Origin of the sequence: Sphingopyxis sp. (assembly GCF_965227415.1) — a bacterium.
Classification (GTDB): domain Bacteria; phylum Pseudomonadota; class Alphaproteobacteria; order Sphingomonadales; family Sphingomonadaceae; genus Sphingopyxis.
This window is the reverse complement of sequence record NZ_OZ245749.1, coordinates 3,376,552-3,395,164: the sequence shown is the minus strand read 5'-3', so window position 1 is coordinate 3,395,164 and position 18,613 is coordinate 3,376,552. Positions and strand designations below refer to the sequence as shown.

At 65.0% G+C, this 18,613-nt stretch carries 16 protein-coding genes; 1 reads left to right on the top strand and 15 read right to left on the bottom strand.

Features of this window, described 5'->3' with window-relative positions:
* Positions 1–135 precede the first annotated feature (135 nt).
* The 15 genes from ACO055_RS16490 to ACO055_RS16420 form a co-directional block, all read right to left on the bottom strand.
* Positions 136–1,431 (bottom strand): acyl-CoA dehydrogenase family protein, encoded by a 1,296-nt coding sequence (locus tag ACO055_RS16490; RefSeq protein WP_422059922.1) that lies wholly within the window; start codon positions 1,429–1,431, stop codon positions 136–138.
* 15 nt (positions 1,432–1,446) lie between these two features.
* The gene (locus tag ACO055_RS16485; RefSeq protein ID WP_422059921.1) at positions 1,447–2,784 is read right to left on the bottom strand and encodes a phosphotransferase family protein; all 1,338 of its coding nucleotides are present in this window, start codon (positions 2,782–2,784) and stop codon (positions 1,447–1,449) included.
* A gap of 104 nt (positions 2,785–2,888) precedes the next feature.
* Positions 2,889–3,539, bottom strand: a complete 651-nt coding sequence (locus ACO055_RS16480) for a hypothetical protein (RefSeq protein ID WP_422059920.1) — start codon at positions 3,537–3,539, stop codon at positions 2,889–2,891.
* A gap of 48 nt (positions 3,540–3,587) precedes the next feature.
* A complete protein-coding gene (locus tag ACO055_RS16475; RefSeq protein ID WP_422059919.1) occupies positions 3,588–4,481 on the bottom strand; it encodes an energy transducer TonB in 894 nt (297 codons plus the stop codon).
* 42 nt (positions 4,482–4,523) lie between these two features.
* Positions 4,524–5,516 carry a cupin-like domain-containing protein gene (locus ACO055_RS16470; RefSeq protein WP_422059918.1) on the bottom strand — a complete coding sequence of 331 codons (993 nt, stop codon included), beginning with the start codon at positions 5,514–5,516 and terminating at the stop codon, positions 4,524–4,526.
* A gap of 69 nt (positions 5,517–5,585) precedes the next feature.
* Entirely contained in the window at positions 5,586–6,860 is a 1,275-nt protein-coding gene (locus ACO055_RS16465) for a serine hydrolase domain-containing protein (RefSeq protein ID WP_422059917.1), read from the bottom strand.
* A gap of 203 nt (positions 6,861–7,063) precedes the next feature.
* Positions 7,064–7,993: an electron transfer flavoprotein subunit alpha/FixB family protein gene (locus ACO055_RS16460; RefSeq protein ID WP_422059916.1), complete on the bottom strand. Its 930-nt coding sequence runs from the start codon at positions 7,991–7,993 to the stop codon at positions 7,064–7,066.
* On the bottom strand, positions 7,990–8,739 hold the full coding sequence (locus ACO055_RS16455) for an electron transfer flavoprotein subunit beta/FixA family protein (protein ID WP_422059914.1): 750 nt from the start codon (positions 8,737–8,739) through the stop codon (positions 7,990–7,992). The genes ACO055_RS16460 and ACO055_RS16455 overlap by 4 nt, the downstream gene beginning before the upstream one ends.
* A gap of 261 nt (positions 8,740–9,000) precedes the next feature.
* Positions 9,001–10,209: an ADP-forming succinate--CoA ligase subunit beta gene (gene sucC / locus ACO055_RS16450; RefSeq protein WP_422059913.1), complete on the bottom strand. Its 1,209-nt coding sequence runs from the start codon at positions 10,207–10,209 to the stop codon at positions 9,001–9,003.
* 127 nt (positions 10,210–10,336) lie between these two features.
* On the bottom strand, positions 10,337–10,648 hold the full coding sequence (locus ACO055_RS16445) for a hypothetical protein (RefSeq protein WP_422059912.1): 312 nt from the start codon (positions 10,646–10,648) through the stop codon (positions 10,337–10,339).
* Positions 10,649–10,654: 6 nt separating this feature from the next.
* Positions 10,655–11,797 (bottom strand): serine hydrolase, encoded by a 1,143-nt coding sequence (locus ACO055_RS16440; RefSeq protein WP_422059910.1) that lies wholly within the window; start codon positions 11,795–11,797, stop codon positions 10,655–10,657.
* Positions 11,798–11,933: 136 nt separating this feature from the next.
* The gene (msrA, locus tag ACO055_RS16435) at positions 11,934–12,623 is read right to left on the bottom strand and encodes a peptide-methionine (S)-S-oxide reductase MsrA (protein WP_422059909.1); all 690 of its coding nucleotides are present in this window, start codon (positions 12,621–12,623) and stop codon (positions 11,934–11,936) included.
* A gap of 307 nt (positions 12,624–12,930) precedes the next feature.
* A complete protein-coding gene (locus ACO055_RS16430; protein ID WP_422059908.1) occupies positions 12,931–14,142 on the bottom strand; it encodes a pyridoxal phosphate-dependent aminotransferase in 1,212 nt (403 codons plus the stop codon).
* 124 nt (positions 14,143–14,266) lie between these two features.
* Positions 14,267–16,093, bottom strand: coding sequence for an aminodeoxychorismate synthase component I (pabB, locus tag ACO055_RS16425; RefSeq protein ID WP_422059907.1), 1,827 nt, complete (start codon positions 16,091–16,093; stop codon positions 14,267–14,269).
* Positions 16,094–16,120: 27 nt separating this feature from the next.
* Positions 16,121–16,657, bottom strand: a complete 537-nt coding sequence (locus tag ACO055_RS16420; protein ID WP_422059905.1) for a hypothetical protein — start codon at positions 16,655–16,657, stop codon at positions 16,121–16,123.
* A 283-nt stretch (positions 16,658–16,940) separates the two neighbouring features.
* On the opposite strand from ACO055_RS16420, the gene ACO055_RS16415 reads away from it, so the two are divergent.
* On the top strand, positions 16,941–18,608 hold the full coding sequence (locus tag ACO055_RS16415; RefSeq protein ID WP_422059904.1) for a long-chain-fatty-acid--CoA ligase: 1,668 nt from the start codon (positions 16,941–16,943) through the stop codon (positions 18,606–18,608).
* Positions 18,609–18,613: the final 5 nt, after the last annotated feature.

Here is an 18,613-nt window from a genome sequence, read left to right as displayed (position 1 = left end):
CGCCTTCGCGGGGGAACACAGACTTGCTCCAATGGGATATATCTGCACTTGATCCGGGATCCATGACGACGGTGCGGCCATGGATCCCGGATCAAGTCCGGGATGACGAACGTCTGCCAAGGCCGACAGTCTGCCTCAAATCTTCCCCAAGGTCCCCTTCCGCGGCCCCAGATATCCGAACAGATAGGCCGCGACCTTGCGCATCTGGATCTCTTCCGCGCCCTCGGTGATCCGATAGCGGCGGTGGTGGCGATATATGTGCTCGAACGGCTTGTGACGCGAATAGCCGATGCCGCCATGGACCTGCATCGCGCGGTCCGCAGCTTCGCAGCAGAGACGGTTCGCCCAGTAATTGCACATGCTGACCTTGTCGGAGAGCTTGTGCTCGATCTCCTTGTGCGGCGTCTGGTCCATGTCCCACGCGGTCTTGCGGATCATCAGGCGGAGCATCTCCGCCTGCGTCGCCAGCTCGACGAGCGGGAACTGGATCGCCTGATTCTTCGCGAGCGCCTCGCCGAACGGTTTGCGCTGGCGCGCGTATTTCACGCTTTCCTCGATGCAGAAGACCGCCGCGCCGAGCGATGACGCGGCCTGGCGGATGCGGTTCTGGTGGACGAAGCTCTGCGCGATCGACAGCCCGCCGGCTTCGGGCCCGAGCCGCGCGCTGTCGGCGACCCAGACATCGGTGAAGGTCATGCGCGGATGGTCGGTCGGCATGTTGAAGGTCCACATATATTCGTCGACCGTCATCCCCGGCGTCCCCGTGGGCACGAGCAGGCAGGTGATCCCCTTGGCATCGCCGTCCTTGCCGTCGGTGCGGCAGAAGGTCGCGCAGTGCGTCGCGACGTGCATGCCGGTGATCCACATCTTGCGTCCGTTGATCAGCCAGCCGTCGACGCCGTCGCGAGTTTCCCTGACCGCACGTGTTTCCATATGCGTGGCGTCCGATCCATGGTCGGGCTCGGTCAGGCCGAAGGCGGTGCGCCGCTTGCCCTCGAACCCGCCGAGGATGAATTCCTGTTTCTGTTCGTCGCTCGTCGCAAACTGCTCGAACATCTCCACAAAGGGGAAGTTGCCGACGATGCTGTGCTCATTCTGCAAGTCGTTGTGGAGGCCGAGGCCCTTCGCGGCGAAATGCTCGCGGATCACCGCCATCCACAGGTTCGATCCGTCCTGGCCGCCATATTTCTTCGGCGCCGAAAAGCGCCAGTGGCCCGCGGCATCGGCCTTGCGCGTCGCGGCCCGCAGCAATTGCTCCCACTCGTGGCGCGGCAGGCCCTGATTGTCCCAGTCGGTGCGCGCATGTTCGCGGCGATGGTCGAAGAAACGGATATTGTCGTCGGCCAGCTCAAGCGGCTTGATCTCGGCGTCGATGAACGCGTCGAGTTCGTCCAGATAGGCCTGCAGATCGGCCGGCATCGCAAAATCCATCGTCTCTCTCCCTGATTATTCTGATCCGCTCCATGCGGCGCGCGCCGCAGCGAGCGCCGCATATTTGGGGCTGTCGACCGCACATTTGTCGAGGACGGCGCGGCGCAGCGTTGCGAGCAGGCCAGGCTCTGCAAGCGTCGTCGCGCCCGACAGCAAGGCTTCGGCGAGCGCCTTGTCCTCGGCGCGCGTGCGCGCATCGCAATCGCGCATCACGATCCCGAGCGCGTTCATCGCGACCGCGACCTGGAACTTGCCGTGCCCCTCGGCCTTCGGCTTGATTTCGTCGTTCAGCCAGTCGCGCACGGCCTGCACCATTTCGCGATTGGTGGGCTCGCCGGTCGGGGCGGGCGCGAAGGGCGGCGATGGGGGCAGCGGACTCGCGCGTTCGGCTTCGGGCGCCTCGGCTTCGAGCAGCGCGATCAGGTCGAGTTCCTGCTCTGCGGTCCGGCGCCCCACAACGACGCGCTCGACGGTGGTATCGGCGCCGCTCCGCCAGGCCTGGCCCATCTGGAGGCAGCCCAGCGCCCACCAGAGCGTGCGGTAGATCAGCCAGAAGCGGAAGCGGGCGCGATCGACCGGCGTCCCTCCGGCGGCGGCATAGGCGGCGAAATATTCCTCGAGGCTGCCGACGCCGAAAGCCGGTTTGTCGAGCCGGCCGAACCGCCACACGGTCATGCAGCCGAAGGCCAGATCCTCGTGCGCGTCGCCGCGGTGCGCCAGTTCCCAGTCGAGCACGACCGCGAGGCCATCGGCATCGACCATGATATTGCCCATCCGGTAGTCGCCATGGACGAGGACGGGATCGGCCGCCGCGGGCAGATGATCCTCGCACCATTTGATCGCCAGCGCGATCGCAGGCCGGTCGCCGCCGTACGCGACGAAGCGCGCCTTGAGTTCGGCGAGCGCCGCGGCGGTATCCATCAGCGGGATCGCCGCGGGAATCGTCGCGCGGGGGATCGCGTGGATGCGCGCGAGTTCGCGGCCCAGGTCGGCAAGCAGCGTCGGCGGCGGGCTCGCAAGGATCAAGGCGGGGTTTACCTCGGCGATCACGCGCCGCATGACATAGCCGGTGCCCATGCCGTCGCTGTCGGCCAGTACGCCGACAACCTCGGGCGCCTTCACCCCGGCGTCGTGCGCCGCGATCACCAGCGCGGCTTCATCGGCATGGCCATAGGGACGGTCGGCCATATAATCCGCTGACGGCGCCCGGCGCAGGACATAGGCCGCTCCGTCCCAGTCGAACGCCCAGCTTTCCATATTCGCGCCGCCCGACAGGCGGGCGAGCGCCGTCAGGTCGCCGGCGCCGGCGATGCGAGTCATGAAGGCGGACAGGGCGGACGCGAGATCGAGCATGCCCAATAGTGCTTGCAGCTTACGTAAACGGCAAGCGGGCAATTGCATTCGTGAAATCGGCGATCAGGAAAGGGGAACGCCCGCTGCAATCGGCAGCCAAGCGGTCAGCGGCGCTCGCGCTTCAGATGCCGGTCGTACCATTTGCCCGCGAAATGCAGGCCCCAGGCGAGCGGGACGACCAGCATCATCCAGCCCCACCAGTCGATCCGATCGATGATGCTCTCGTCGAGGTGCGAGAAGAAGGCGAGGAGGATGACGGGCACGACGACCGCGATCGACGCGGTCTGGAACCAGTTGTGCCCGCTGCCGAGGCGCGCGGCCTCGATCGGCAGGGGCGCGCGCACGCGCACCGCCGCCTCGATCCCGTCGCGGCGGCGTTGCCAGCCCGCGATATAATCCCACGCCTCCAGCCCGAAGAGCCCGACCTCGACGATGAAAATGCCGAGCCCGATCGCCGGGCCGTGAAAGCGTTCCGGAATGTCGATCAGGTCGAGCAGCCAGCCGCCGCCGAAGATGATCACGAGCAGCGCGCCGATCCCCCACGCCGCCTGCACCGGAATCGCGGCGATCATCGCATCGACATGCGCCTCGACATCGGCACGCCAGCGCGCGATCTCCTCCGCCCGCACGCTCCGCCCGCGCCCGTCGCGGCCACGATAGGCCGGACCCATCGCGGTATCGACGAACCAGCGGTCGAACCGCCCGAGTTCGGTATCGCGGATCTGCCGCTTTTGATAATCGCTGACCAAAGCCATGCCGCGGCGGTAGCGCGCAGAGCTTACAATCGCGCTAATGTCCCGCTGCTATCGGCCCACCGAGAAATGTACCCGATTCATGTAATAGGACACGAGCGGATTACCCGCTTTGTCACGCGCCGGCTCGAAACGCGCTCTCCGTTTCAGCGCGTTGCATACCGCCTCGTCGAACCCTTCCGAATTGGTGGACTGCTGTACATGGCACGACCGAACCAGACCATCCTCGCCAATGACCAGCCGGAACTGGACCATTCCCGGCTCCCCCTTGACGACCATATCGCCGGGGTAATCGCTGTTGCGCAACCAATTGCCGGGCGACCCGATGGGCCTGGCGATTTGGGCTACCTCGCGGTGTCGATCGACGTCGATGCCCCAATGTCGCAGCAATTCGTCGGTGCAGGCGCGAAGCGCGCCGAAGGCGCCCTTCATGGAACCGGTTTGCAGCACGACTTGCTGTTTGAGCGGCTTGCCAATGCGAATTTCGTTCACCGCGGCCTCGTCAGCCTCAGAGAAAGTCACCTTGCGTGGCTCATCCTCTTTGATGGGTTCGGCAAGCGGCCGAATCCGGACGTTCGGGATGAACAGCCAGGCAGGAACCTCCTTGCCCAGATCGCCTGCATAAAATTCGAGTTTCTGCTCGGGAAGGTCGGCCCCGAATTGGACGGTCGCGGCTTCGACGCTGCCACTACGCGAAAACCGTTTTCCCGCCAGATTTAGACGAAAACTTTCGCTTGGCGAGAAGCGATCGATCATCAACATGACCTTTTCGTCGCCCGTGCCGAACATCCGCTGCAGTCGGCAATAGTCGTCGGCATAATTGATGTTCCATGACGACGAAGCTGCCAGAACCAGCCTTTCCTGCGCGTGCGCCGAAACGGGCATCGACAAGGCTACCAACAGCGATATCGCAGCCTTCGGCAATAGATAAATCTTTTCCCCCATGCGTCATTTTTGCCGCGGGAAGGTATCGGACGCAAGCCTCTGTTACAATGCGCCCCATGATCGATAATCCTCGACATGCGCATTCGGCTTGCGAAAGCTCGTGAAACTCATGCTCGCGGACAGGTCGAGCGCTTCGACCTGGTGCCACCATCCCACGGGCAGGAAGATGCCCTCGCCCGGCCCGACGATGGCTTCGAGAACCGGTGGCGTCACCCCATCGCCTTCGCCGGCGGGTAGCGGCTCGTTACCCCAGTCGGAGAAGCAGTGGCGGCTGTTGCGCATCCGCGCAAAGGCCCAGGGCGGCGCCATGCGCACGCGCTTGCGGCCGATCACCTGCATCAGCAGATTGTTCGTGAGGTCGTGGTGCCAGGGCGTCAGCGTGCCCCTTGGCCCCAGCCAGAAGAAGCCGTCGCGCGCGCTTTTCGCGTCGAGCAGGTCGATGGGCGCAAGATCGTCCCACAACACGCCCAGCGCCGCGGCGTTGGTGCCGCTGTTATAGGCGGTCAGATAGACATCGTTGCTCGGCTCGTCCTTGCGGAGCCAGTCGATCAGCTCGGCGAAGCGGATCAGGCGGCGGTAGTCGTCCTTGGCGAGTTCATAGTCGGGATCGCGCTCGCGCTCGACCTGCGCCTCGACCGCCTTGTTGCCCGCGACCGCCGCGAAATGGTCGAGCGACCAGCGCTGGAGCGCGGGCCAATGATCGATGATGCCGGTCAGCTTCGCAGGCCTGTTCGCTGCATAATGGTGACGATAGAAGAGATCGGGAGCGGGCCGATCGAGCGTGTCGAGCGCAAAGCCGCCCTCAGCCTCGAACGCCAGACGCTGCTGGTTCGCGAGCAACCAGTCCTGCTTTGCCATCCGCGCCGTCTGCCGCCGCAGCATCGCCGCCATCGGGTCCTTGGCGAGCCGGTCGATCTCGTACTTCGCCGCAGCCACCGAGATGCCGGCACCGGTGAGCCGGACATGCAGCGCGGCATCGTCATCGCCCGCCGCCAGCCCTTCGGCAAGCAGCGCGCGTTTGTCGGGCTGGGACATCAGATTCTCCTTGGCCGCTCCCGGTTAGCGCAAGCTCCGGCTCAAGAACAGGATTGTGACAGAGCGATGTCAGTCGCCCGGCGGCCCTTGATAGTCCGGCCCATAGACCGCTGCGCGGAAATCATGGTGGAGCGTACCGTCGAACGGCTGGCTTTGGACAAAGAAGACCGCGGTCAGCCGGTTCGCAGGGTCGACCCAGAACAGCGTCGACGGCAGGCCATCCCAGAAGAATTCGCCGACCGCGCCGCGATTCTCCGCCGATGTCTGCGGCTGGGCCTTGCGCACTGCGACGTCGAAGCCGAAACCCATCGCGCCCTTGCCGGGTAGCCACGCGCGTTCGGTAATCGAGGGATCGAGCTGGTCGGTCGCCATCAAGCGAACCGTCGAAGGCTTGAGGATGCGGACGCCGTCGAGTTCGCCCCGGCCCAGCAGCATGCGTGCGAAGCGCTGATAATCGTCGAGCGTCGAGGCGAGGCCGAAGCCGCCGGGGGTCAGCGCATGATCCTGAAAGTTCAGCAGGCGCGCCGCGGCGTCGCTCTGCTGGACCAGCTTGCCGTCGGTCATGACGTTCATCGCCGCAAAGCGCGGCAGCCGTTCGTCGGGCTGGCGCCATGCGGTCTCGTGCATCTTAAGCGGCTCGAAGATGTGGCCGCGGACATAGTCGGCGAAAGGCTCGCCCGACAATTTCTCGACCAGCGCCGCCTGCACGTCGACCGCCATGCTATATTCCCACTGCGTGCCCGGCTGGAACATCAGCGGCACGCGCGCAAGCCGGCGGCTCGCTTCGGCAAGCGGAACCGTCAGCGCGAGCGGATCGGCAGCGACATAGGCGTCGTGAACCGGCGTCGGCCCCGGGCCATAAGCGAAGCCCGCGGTATGGCGCAGGATGTCGCGCACGAGGATCGGCCGATCGGCAGGCACATAGCGCGGCGTGCCGCCCGCATCCTGGCCCGCATACACGCGCATCGACGCATATTCGGGCAGATATTTCGCCAGCGGATCGTCGAGGTGAAACTTGCCCTGTTCCCACAGCTGCATCAGCGCGACGCCGGTCACCGGCTTGGTCATCGAAAAGATCTGGGCGATCGTGTCGCGGCGCATCGGACGCCCGGCCTGGCGATCGGCCATGCCTGTCGTGCCGAAATAGACCTCGCGCCCGTCCTGCCAGATCAGCGCCGACGTGCCGGTGGCGCGGCCGCTGTCGACCATCTGGTTCAGCGCCGCGTCGATGCGCGCCCGGTCGATGACCAGTTTTTCGGCGGATGCTGCCGGCTTGGCGGCAACTGGCGCCGGCAGCATGATCGGGGCGAACGCAAGAACGAGTGCGAAAATCGACTTACGCATGAAATCCCTCCGCCAGTTTACCCTGTGCCCCCGCGAAGGCGGGGCCCCATCTTCGACCGGACCCGGATCGCGCCCACCGGAGATGGACCCGCGCCTTCGCGGGGGCACAGGCTGTTATGCGCGACCAGCTTATCAAACAGACGCCAAAGAAAAAGGGCGGCCCCGGCGGGACCGCCCTTTTGCATTGCTATTCGGTCCGCCGGTCAGATCTTGCCGGTCAGCTCCGGGACGGCGCTGAACAGATCGGCGACGAGGCCGAAGTCGGCGACCTGGAATATCGGCGCGTCTTCGTCCTTGTTGATCGCGACGATCGTCTTCGAATCCTTCATGCCGGCGAGATGCTGGATCGCGCCCGAGATGCCGATCGCGAAATAGACCTGCGGCGCGACGATCTTGCCGGTCTGGCCGACCTGATAGTCGTTGGGGACATAGCCCGCATCGACCGCGGCGCGCGAAGCACCGAGCGCGGCGCCGAGCTTGTCGGCGAGCGGAACGATGACTTCCTGATATTTCTCGCTGGAACCCAGCGCACGGCCGCCCGACACGATGATCTTTGCCGAGGTCAGCTCGGGGCGATCCTGCTTGGCGATTTCGGCGCCGACGAAGCTGGAGATGCCGGCATCGCCGCCGCTGCCCACGGCTTCCACGGTGCCCGAACCGCCCGAAGTCGCGGCCTTTTCAAACGCCGTGCCGCGCACGGTCAGGACCAGCTTCGCATCCGAGCTTTCGACCGTGGCGATCGCGTTGCCGGCGTAGATCGGACGGGTGAAGGTCTTGGGACCCTCGACCGACAGGATCTCGCTGATCTGCATGACGTCGAGCAACGCAGCGACGCGCGGCGCGATATTCTTGCCGGTCGTGGTTGCGGGCGCGAGAAACGCGTCGTGGCTGCCCATCAGATCGGCGACGAGCGGCGCGATATTTTCGGGCAGGTTATGACCGAAAGCGGCGTTGTCGGCGACATGGACCTTGCCGACACCGGCAATCTGCGCGGCGTCCTTGGCGACCGCATCGACGCCGCTACCGGCGACGAGCAGATGGACTTCGCCGAGCTTCGACGCGGCAGTGACCACCGCGAGCGTGGCGTCCTTGACGGCCTTGCCGTCATGTTCGACCCAGACGAGCGTTTTCATGAGTGCACTCCCATAGCCTTCAGCTTGGCAACCAGTTCATCGACATCGGCGACCTTGACGCCGGCCGAGCGAACCGGCGGTTCGCTGACCTTGACGACCTTGACCCGCGGCGCGGTGTCGACGCCATAATCGGCGGGGGTCTTGCTATCGAGCGGCTTCGACTTCGCCTTCATGATGTTCGGCAGCGACGCATAGCGCGGCTCGTTCAGGCGAAGGTCGGTGGTGACGATCGCGGGAAGCTTGAGCTTCACCGTCTCGAGACCGCCGTCGACTTCGCGCGTCACGCTGACATGATCGCCCTCGACATTGACCGCGCTGGCAAAGGTGCCCTGCGCCCAGCCGGTGAGTGCGGCAAGCATCTGGCCGGTCTGGTTGTTGTCGTCGTCGATGGCCTGCTTGCCCAGGATCACGAGACCCGGCTGTTCGGCGTCTGCGATCGCCTTGAAGATCTTCGCGAGCGCGAGCGGTTCGACGGCATCGTCGGTCTGGACCAGAATCGCACGGTCGGCGCCCATCGCGAGCGCGGTGCGGAGCGTTTCCTGCGCCTTTGCCGGGCCGACGCTGATCGCGACGACCTCGGTCGCGACACCTTTTTCCTTCAGGCGGATCGCTTCTTCGATCCCGATCTCGTCGAACGGGTTCATCGACATTTTGACATTCGCAAGGTCAACACCCGTGCCGTCGGACTTGACCCGCGGCTTGACGTTGTAATCGAGCACCCGCTTTACGGGGACGAGGATTTTCATGGCTCTGTCAGCTCCTCTCAAAAATTGTGCACTGCGCCATAGTTGCGCTTTACGTAAACGTCAACCTGACTCCCTTCTCCCTTGAGAGGCGAAGGATAGGCAGCCTTATCGCCAAAGGCGATCGGGCGAACCTGGACGAGGGTGAGCGGAGCCTCGCTCCGCGCGAGCCAATGGCTCGCAACCCCTCACCCAGCTTCGACTGGCCAGCAGGCTGGCAAGTCTTCGCATCCCTCTCCCTCAAGCGGAGAGGGATGTCTGTTATCACGCGACCGCGCGAACCTCGGCAACAATCTTCTTTGCCGCGTCGCCCAGATCATTGGCTGCAACGATCGGCAGGCCCGAATTGGCGAGGATGTCCTTGCCTTCCTGGACGTTGGTGCCTTCGAGGCGGACGACCAGCGGCACCGACAGATTCACTTCCTTCGCCGCCGCGACGATGCCGTCGGCGATGATGTCGCACTTCATGATGCCGCCGAAGATGTTGACGAGGATACCCTTCACAGCAGGGTCCTTGAGGATGATCTTGAACGCCGCAGTGACCTTTTCCTTGCTCGCGCCGCCACCGACGTCGAGGAAGTTGGCCGGGAATTCGCCGTTGAGCTTGATGATGTCCATCGTCGACATCGCAAGGCCCGCGCCATTGACCATGCAACCGATGTTGCCGTCGAGCTTGATGTAGGCGAGGTCATATTCCGACGCTTCGACCTCGGCCGGATCTTCCTCGGTCAGGTCGCGCAGTTCGGTGAGGTCCTTGTGGCGAAACATCGCGTTGCCGTCGAACGCGACCTTGGCGTCGAGCACCAGCAGTTCGTCGCCATCCTTGCCTTCGCACACGGCGAGCGGGTTGATTTCGATCTGCTCGGCATCGGTGCCGAGGAACGCCGCGTAAAGACCGGCCAGAACCTTGGCCGCCTGCTTGGCGAGGTCGCCCGACAGGCCGAGCGCTGCCGAGACGCTGCGGCCGTGGTGCGGCTGCAGACCGGTGGCGGGATCGATGGTGATCGTGTGGATCTTTTCCGGCGTGTCGTGCGCGACGGTTTCGATGTCCATGCCGCCCTCGGTCGAGGCGACGACCGCGATGCGGCTCGACCCGCGATCGACGAGCAGGGCGAGATAGAATTCCTGCTTAATGTCGGCGCCGTCGGTGATGTAGAGGCGGTTCACCTGCTTGCCGGCGTCGCCGGTCTGGATCGTCACCAGCGTGTTGCCGAGCATGTCCTTGGCGTGCGCCTCGACCTCTTCGATCGACTTGGCGAGGCGGACACCGCCCTTGGCGTCGGGACCGAGTTCCTTGAACTTGCCCTTGCCGCGGCCGCCCGCATGAATCTGCGACTTCACGACATAGAGCGGCCCGGGGAGCTGTTTCGCCGCCGCGACGGCTTCGGCAACGCTCATCGCGGCAATGCCCTTGGGCACCGCGACGCCAAATTTAGCGAGCAGTTCTTTCGCCTGATATTCGTGGATGTTCATGAGGTCTGCCGGGCCTTTCGACTCTGGAAGGGGAGGTGATCGGGGCCGCCTAAGCACAAGTTGCGCGGCAAGGCTACCCCTGCCGCGCCCAGAAAATCTTGGGTTAGCGAAAGTGGGGGCTAAGTCGTCAGCGCAGCGCGCAAAGCGCGGCCGAGCTGGTCGTCACCGTCAGAATCTCGGGATCCTTGAGCGCGCGCACCTTGCGCAGGAACTGGTCGAGCGACAGATCGGTGAGCTGCTTGTCCTTCAGGCTGCCCAGTGCCGAAATGCGGCGAAGCTGAACCAGCGACAGCCGGTCGACCATCCGCTCGGCCATGCACGCCGACATCGCTTTCGACAGACCGGCATTGTTGAGCCCGGTGCGCAGCCGCGCCTCGGGCGTCGCGCAGCCGGCGAGCATCAGCGAGACCGCAATCAGGGGAAGGGCAGCAAGTCTCATCGGGGTCTATCTTCCATGAAATTCGGCGACAGCGCCCGACACAGCCTGCATCAGCGCCATTCGCGACGGGATCGAAGAGGTCGTGCTGCCCATCATCACGACGATGGCATAGCGCGTGCCGTCGGGCGCGGTCGCGATGCCGATATCGTTATAGCCCGCGGTCATGCCGCCCAGATCCTGCCCGGTGCCGGTCTTGTGGACAAAGGTCCACCCCGGCGGCAGCCCGGCTTTCAGCCGCTTTGGCCCGCTCTTCGTCCGGCTCATCACGCCGAGCAGATAGTCGGTCGAGTCGGGCGACAATAATGTCCCGCGCGCCAGCCGCGTCAGCGCGCTCGCGATCGCCGACGGGCTGGCGCCGTCGACCGGATTGGCGAGATAATTGTTCATCGCCGACTGGCGCGTCGACATGGGCAGCGCCGCGCGGGCCGCCTGGAAATTGCGGGCGATCGAATAGCTTTGCTGCCAGGTCAGTCCGGCCGTTCCGCTCTGGAGCAGTCGCTCACCGGGGCCGAAGCGGATCGAACCCAGATCCTTCTTCGCGATGAACGAGCGCACGGCACTGGGGCCGCCCACGGTACGAAGCAGGCTGTCGTTCGCCAGGTTGTCGCTGTGCGTGATCGCCGTCTCGATCAGGTCGCGCACGCTCATCGTCACGCTGCCTTCGGAGCGGACACGGTCGGCGAGCGGCTGGTGGAAGACCACCAGATCCTCGGGGCCGATGCGGACCTTCTGGTCCAGGCTGACCCGACGGTTGTCGACGGCATCGAGGATGCTCATCGACACCCACAGCTTCGACACGCTTTGCTGCGGGAACAGGTCGCCGCCGCGCTGCGCGAGCGCCCATTCGCCATCGATGCGCTGCACGGCAATCCCGGTCTTCCCCGGAAAGGCACGCCAGAGGACATAGAGACGGTCGCTGAGACCTGCGGGCGGACGGCGAAAGCCTGCGTCGAGCGTGCCGCGCGGCGCCGGGGCGGCAGCCGAAGCGCGCACGGGCGGGCCGATCGGAACCGTGACGGGACTCGAACCATGCACAGTCTGCGCCTGACGCGGCGCCGGCACCAGGGCCGCGCTGCTCACGCAGCCTGCCAGAAAAGCCGCGCCAATGGTAATGCCGAGCAGTGGCCTGCTCGAAAACCTCAAACTCATTGAAACCCCGCGGCCCATGGCCGTCGTATATGCCGACCCCTTTGGTCGGGTCGTTCGTCTCGCACGCGTGCGGGTGGGACCAGCGATTTGCGACGAACGATTCTAATGCCGCGATAAGCGGCGGCGCCGGGATTATCTAGGGCGCGGGCCTGGCGCGGACGAGGTCGGGAAACAGCCGCCTGAGCGCGGCCAGCTTTGGCGCGTCCCAGCGGGTGATATAGCCGTTCGTCGGGTTCAGCCGCATGAAATCCTGATGCCCGGGCTCGGCGCGATAAAAGGCCTTGTAGCTTTCGACCGGGACGACAATCGGCTTCGCGAAATATTTGCCCTTGGCGATCTGCGCCAGATAGGCCGTCGCGACCTGACGCTGCGCCGCGTCCATCGGAACGATCGCGGCGCGATATTGCGGGCCGCTGTCGGGACCCTGGCGATTCTTGAGCGTCGGGTCGGCGATCACCGAGAAAAGAACGCGCAGCAGTGTGCCATAGCTGACCTGCGTCGGATCATAGACGATGCGCACCGCCTCGGCATGCCCCGAAGTGCCGTCGTGCGTCAGCTCGTATCTGGCGGTCGCCTTGTTGCCGCCATGATAGCCCGATTCGACCGAGACGACGCCTTTCACGTTGGAAAAGACACCCTCGACACCCCAGAAGCAACCGCCCGCCAGCACGGCGGTCGCGCGCTTCGTCGCAACGGCGGGATCGACGGCCGCGGGGGGAAGCTTGACGACGCTTTCGGCCTGCGCCGGCAGGACCTGGGTGAAGATCGCGACACCCGCGAGCGCCACGATGACGTGGCGCGTGAAAGTCATCTTGACCATTCTCATGCGGAAAACCTTACAGCGGCATCGCCAGTGCAGGCTGCTGCATGACGACGATCACGGCGCCAATGGCAAAGCCGGCGAGCATGGTCGGAAACCAGTCGGAGCGGAGCATGGACAACATATAGGCCTCTTCTCATATCATGTCGATTCGCGGGCAAAGCCGCTTTGGTTACACCGACGATATGGAGCGCCCCGACCAGACGTGCAGTGATGGCGGTCACCCTTGGACAAGAGTGCTTACTATCCGGTGAACCGGTTGGTTGTCGGGCGTTCAGAAATCGCCTGCCCTGCAAGCGGGAGGAGCGATCGGTCAGCCGAGAACCGCGCACGCCTGCTGGATGCGCACGCATGCCTCTTTCAGCACCGCTTCCGACGTTGCGTAGGAGACGCGGAATGCCGGCGACAGCCCGAACGCCCCGCCATGCACCGCAGCGACGCGTGCGCTGTCGAGGAAATAGTCGATCAGCTTTTCGTCGGTATCGATCAACTGGCCCGCAGGCGTCTTTTTGCCCATGCAGCCGCTCGCGTCGGGATAGACATAGAAAGCGCCGTCGGGGACCGGGCACGACAGGCCCGGCGCATCGTTGAGCATCGCGACGACCATGTCGCGGCGTTTTTTGAAAGCGGCGTTGCGGTCGTCGAGGAACTGCTGCGGCCCGCCGAGCGCTGCCGCGGCAGCGGCCTGCGCGATCGAGCAGGGGTTCGAGGTCGATTGCGACTGGAGCTTGGCCATCGCCTTGATCAGCCAGGCGGGACCGCCGGCATAGCCGATCCGCCAACCGGTCATCGCATAGGCTTTCGAGCAGCCATTCACGGTGAGGATGCGGTCGATCAGGTCGGGGCAACGCTGTGCCAGCGTCGAGAAGGCAAAGTCGGCGTACCAGACATGCTCGTACATATCGTCGGTCATCACCATCACATGCGGATGCTGGCGGATCACGTCGCCGATCGCGTCGAGTTCCTCCGGCGAATAGGCCGCGCCCGACGGGTTCGACGGCGAGTTGAACATCACCCAGCGCGTCTTTTTCGTGATCGCGGCGTCGAGCTGCGCCGGCGTGATCTTGTAATTCTGCGCGGCGGTCCCCTCGACGATCACCGGCGTACCGCCCGCAAAAGCGACGATGTCAGGATAGCTCACCCAATAAGGGGCGGGTATGATCACTTCGTCGCCGGCGTCGACCGTCGCGACGAGCGCGTTGAACAACGTATGCTTGCCGCCGACGTTGACGGTTATCTGGTCGAGGCCGAACTCGAGCCCGTTGTCGCGGCGGAATTTGCCGCGGATCGCTTCCTTCAGCGCGATGGTACCGTCGACCAGCGTATATTTGGTCTGGCCGCTCCGGATCGCCTCGATCGCGGCTTCCTTGACGAAATCGGGCGTGTCGAAATCGGGCTCGCCCGCCGACAGGCCGATCACGTCGACACCGTCCGCTTTCAGCTTGGTCACGCGCGCCGTCATCGCGAGCGTCGCCGAGGGCTGGATGCGATTGAGGGCGGCGGAGAGATGCGGCTTCAACGACATGACGATACTTTCCGTGGCTTGCGCGGACAGGCTGCGAATTGACAGGAAATTGCGCGGGGCCGCGCCTAAAGCTTCCGCCTGCATTTCGCAAGCGCAGCATGGGATATTTACCTATGCAGCTGCTTCAGGCCGCCGAATTCTCTGCCAGCCGCGCCGGAACCAGTCCGCGCAGCGAATTGCCGATGAAAAATCCGTCCCGAAGATCGGCGAGGCGCAGGTGCGATTCGACCGCGCGGCCCTTTTCGATCAACTCGGCACGCAGCACGCCGGGAAGCAGCCCCAGCGACAGCGGCGGCGTCAGCAACTGCCCGTCGCGTTCGACGAAGATGTTGCTCCAGCTGCCCTCGGTGACAAAGCCCGGTTCGTCGACGAACACGACCTCCGCCGAGCCGCTCGCCCGGCGCTCTTCGTCATAGGCGGCGCGCAGGCTCGTCTTGTGGACGAGGCGGAAATCGTCGGCTGTCATCGGTGCAGGCCGTACCGCGACGGGCACGGGCAGTTCGGCGAGGCGGGGCAGCGGCGAAACCTCGACCGCGAGCGCGCCCGACGCGGCAAGCCGCATCCGCACCCGCGCCGCACTGCGCAGGCGGAACGTCGCCGATTGCAGGCTGTTGCGCGCGCCATGGCGGTCGAACGCAAAGCCGAGCGCGGCCGCGCTCGCCTTCATCCGCGCCAGATGTCCCTCCAGCCGTTGCACGCCTTCGACCGGATCGAAGAACATGGTTTCGATGAGGTCGAAGCTTTCCCCCGCTGCGCCCACAAATTCCCCCTTGGCCAGACATTCGCGCCACTCCCCAGCGGCTTGACTGTCGGCAACGATTCCCGATCCCAGACCCAGCGTGGCGCACATCGGCGCGTCCTGCAAGCCGCTCTGCGACGGAAAGACGAGCGTACGGATCGCGACGTTGAACGCCGCGTCGCCCCCGGCCTCGATGAAGCCGATCGATCCGGTGTAGATGCCGCGCGCGTCGGCCTCGAGCGCGTCGATGATCTCCATCGCGCGCACCTTGGGCGCGCCGGTGATCGAACCGCAGGGAAAAGCGGCGCGCAGGATATCGACCGCGCCCGCCCAGTCGGGCAAAGTTGCCGATACGTCGGAAACAAGCTGGTGGATCGTCGGGAAACTTTCGACGCGAAACAGGTCGGGGACCGCAACGCTTCCCGGCACGGCGACGCGCGACAGGTCGTTGCGGATCAGATCGACGATCATCAGATTTTCGGCCCGCTGCTTCGGATCCTCGGCCAGTTCGCGCGCCGCCGCCGCGTCGGCATGGCGATCGCGCAGTCGTTCCGCGGTTCCTTTCATCGGTCGCGCCATCACCTGCGATCCGCGCAGCGCGAAGAACAGCTCGGGCGATAGCGATGCCACCGCCCGATCGCCGGTCCACACAAAGCCGCCATAGCCCGCTCGCGCCGTCCGGCGCAGCCGCGCATAGACGGCCAGCGGATTGCCCGCGACCGGCACATCGGCGCGGAAGGTATAATTGGCCTGATAGATGTCGCCGTCGCGGATCAGCCAGAGCACGGTCTCGATCGCCGCGAGATAGTCGTCGCGCGCGATCCGCGGCTTGACCTTTCCGACCCAGCCGCTGGCGGGGTCGGGTAGCTCGTCCGGAACGGCATCGGCGTCGATCCGCTCCAGACGCTCGAACAATCCGAACCAGCCAAGCGGCGCGCCTTCGCGCGCGGTATCGACCGTCCCGCGCCAAGCCGGCGCAAGCCCCTTCCCCGCTTCATACGCCAGATATCCTGCGGCATGGAGCCCACGTTTTCCGGCCATCTCGATCTTGGCGAGCAGCGCCGGCACCTCGGCCGCCGAACCGGCTGTGACGATCTCGACCGGATTCAGAAACAGCCGTGCCGGAACCGCGCCCTCGGCGCGCGCGTCGTCGAGCAGCACGAAGGGCGGGCATTCGGGGCCCGGAACCGGAATCGCCACGTCACCTGTCATGGCTGTCTCGCGGCGCGCAGGCCGCGATCAGCGGTCGCGCTTCAGGCGGATCGCCCGGCCGCCCTCGATCGTCGCGAAATAGCTGCCCATCGTCGCGGTCTTGATATGAATCTTTTGTCCGGGCTTGGGCTGGCGCGGCAGCTTGGTCGTGTCGATCTGCACCCACACTGCATCATCTTCCATCACCAGCGTATATTTGCCCGAGCGGTCGATGCTGACCGAACGGATCACCGTATCGATCTCGTTGATCTGGTCCTCGTCGCCACCGAATATCCCGCCCAGCTTGGGAAAGGAAAAGCCGAACAGGCCGCGGCGCGTCTTCTTCGCGGTTTCCTTGTCGGTAAAGACGATCTCGCGCGCCTGGTCGGCGCTCGACAATTCGCCGACTTCGCGATCGAAGCAGGCAAGGCGCGCGGTCGGGTCGGCGATATCGCGGCAGGCGTAGAGTTCCTGGATCTGCGCCGGGCGCGGCGGCGGCGCCTTGTCCTTCGCGGCGGCTGGGGTCGCGACGGCGAGAGCAAGAAGGGCGAACGGCGCGGCGAAACGCGAAATATGCTGCAACATGGAAAACCCCTGGCGAGAACGACGGCCCTGACTAGCCGCCACGCTCGGCGCCCGCAAGATTGCGGTCGCGGGTCGGCTTGCCTAGGGTCAGGACCCATTGATGGCGCGTTCGAGGTTTGAAGCGATTTTGTTCAGGGCTAGAAGGAAAGGCGCCGGGATATGCCGATATCTCCAGACTTTCCGACGACGCGCTGGGCAAAATCGGTCAAATCCCGAAGGGACGCCGAAATGGGTCTTGACCCTAGAGTGATGTCAATAACGAACGAAAGGGTCCCCCACCGCGATGAACAGCCCCTATGACTGGTCGCACGATTACCGCCATCCGACGCCGTGGGACCACAGCTTCGAGCCGCTTTCGCTTCCCGATATGCTCGCCGCGAGCGCGCGGAGGCAGGGCGACGCGCCGATGCTCGACTTCATGGGCCGGCGCTTTTCCTATGCCGAGGTCGCGGACGGGGCCGCCCGCGTCGCGCGCGGGTTGCAGTTGCAGGGCATCGGCAAGGGCAGCCGCGTCGGGCTCTTCCTCCCCAACGTCCCGCACTATGTCGCGGCTTATTATGGTGCGCTCGCCGCGGGTGCCACGGTGGTCAACTTCTCGCCGCTCTATGCCGTCCACGAATTGGAGGCACAGGTCGAGGATTCGGGCGCCGAAACGCTGGTGACGCTCAGCGCCGCGGCGTTGTTGCCGACCGCGCTCGCCGTGCTCGAGGGGTCGAGCCTGAAGCGGCTGGTCGTCGGATCGATCGCGGGCGGGCTGCCCGCCGCCAAGTCGGTGCTGTACCGCCTGTTCAAGAAAAGCGAGGTCGCGGCGCTGCCCGACGATCCGCGCGTCATCCGCTTTTCGGCGCTCGTGGCCAATGACGGACGGCCGGAGCCGGTCGCGATCGACCCCGCGAAGGACATCGCGCTGATCCAATACACCGGCGGCACCACCGGCACCCCGAAAGGTGCCAAGCTGACGCATCAGAACCTGACCGCCAATGCCCGGCAAGTGAATGCGATCGACCCCGACCATGACGCGGGCGACCGAATCCTGGGCGTGCTGCCGTTCTTTCACGTCTTCGCCAACACCTGCGTCCTCAATCGGACCATCCTCAACGGCGGGATGATCACGATGCTGCCGCGCTTCGACGCGAAGGCCGCGCTGCAGGCGATCACGCGGACGAAAGCGACGGCGCTGCCCGGCGTGCCGACGATGTATCAGGCGCTGCTCGACCATCCCGATCTGGCGCAGACCGACTTTTCCAGCTTGCGCATCTGTATCTCTGGCGGCGCACCGATGCCCGCCGAATTGCGCGAGAAGTTTGTCGCCGCGACAGGCGCATCGCTGGTTGAAGGCTATGGCCTCACCGAAAGCTCGGGGGTGGTGGCGACCAATCCCTATGATGGCCCGGTGAAGCCCGGCACGATCGGCCAGCCGCTTCCCGCAACGCATATCCGCCTGCTCGACAAGGAGGATCCCACCAAGGAAGCGCCGGTGGGCGAGCCCGGCGAACTTGCGGTCAAAGGCCCGCAGATCATGCAGGGATATTGGAACCGCCCCGAAGCCGACGCCGACAGCTTCACCATCGACGGCTGGCTGCGCACCGGCGACGTCGCCACGATCGAAGCCGACGGCTATATCCGCATCGTCGACCGGCTGAAGGACATGATCGCGGTCGGCGGATTCAAAGTCTATCCGAGCGTGATCGAGGCGCATCTGCACGAGCACCCCGCGGTCAAGGAAGCGATCGTCCTCGGCGTCCCTGACGCCTATCGCGGCGAAGTCCCCAAGGCTTTCGTCACGCTGGAGGAGGGGTTCGAGGTTTCGGGCGAAGCGGTCGCCGCCTGGCTCAATCCGCAGCTCGGCAAGCATGAGCGGGTCAGTGCGGTCGAGGTACGTGTCAATCTGCCCAAGACGATGATCGGCAAGCTCGACCGGAAAGCGCTGCGCGCCGAGGAAGGGGCCTGATCCGC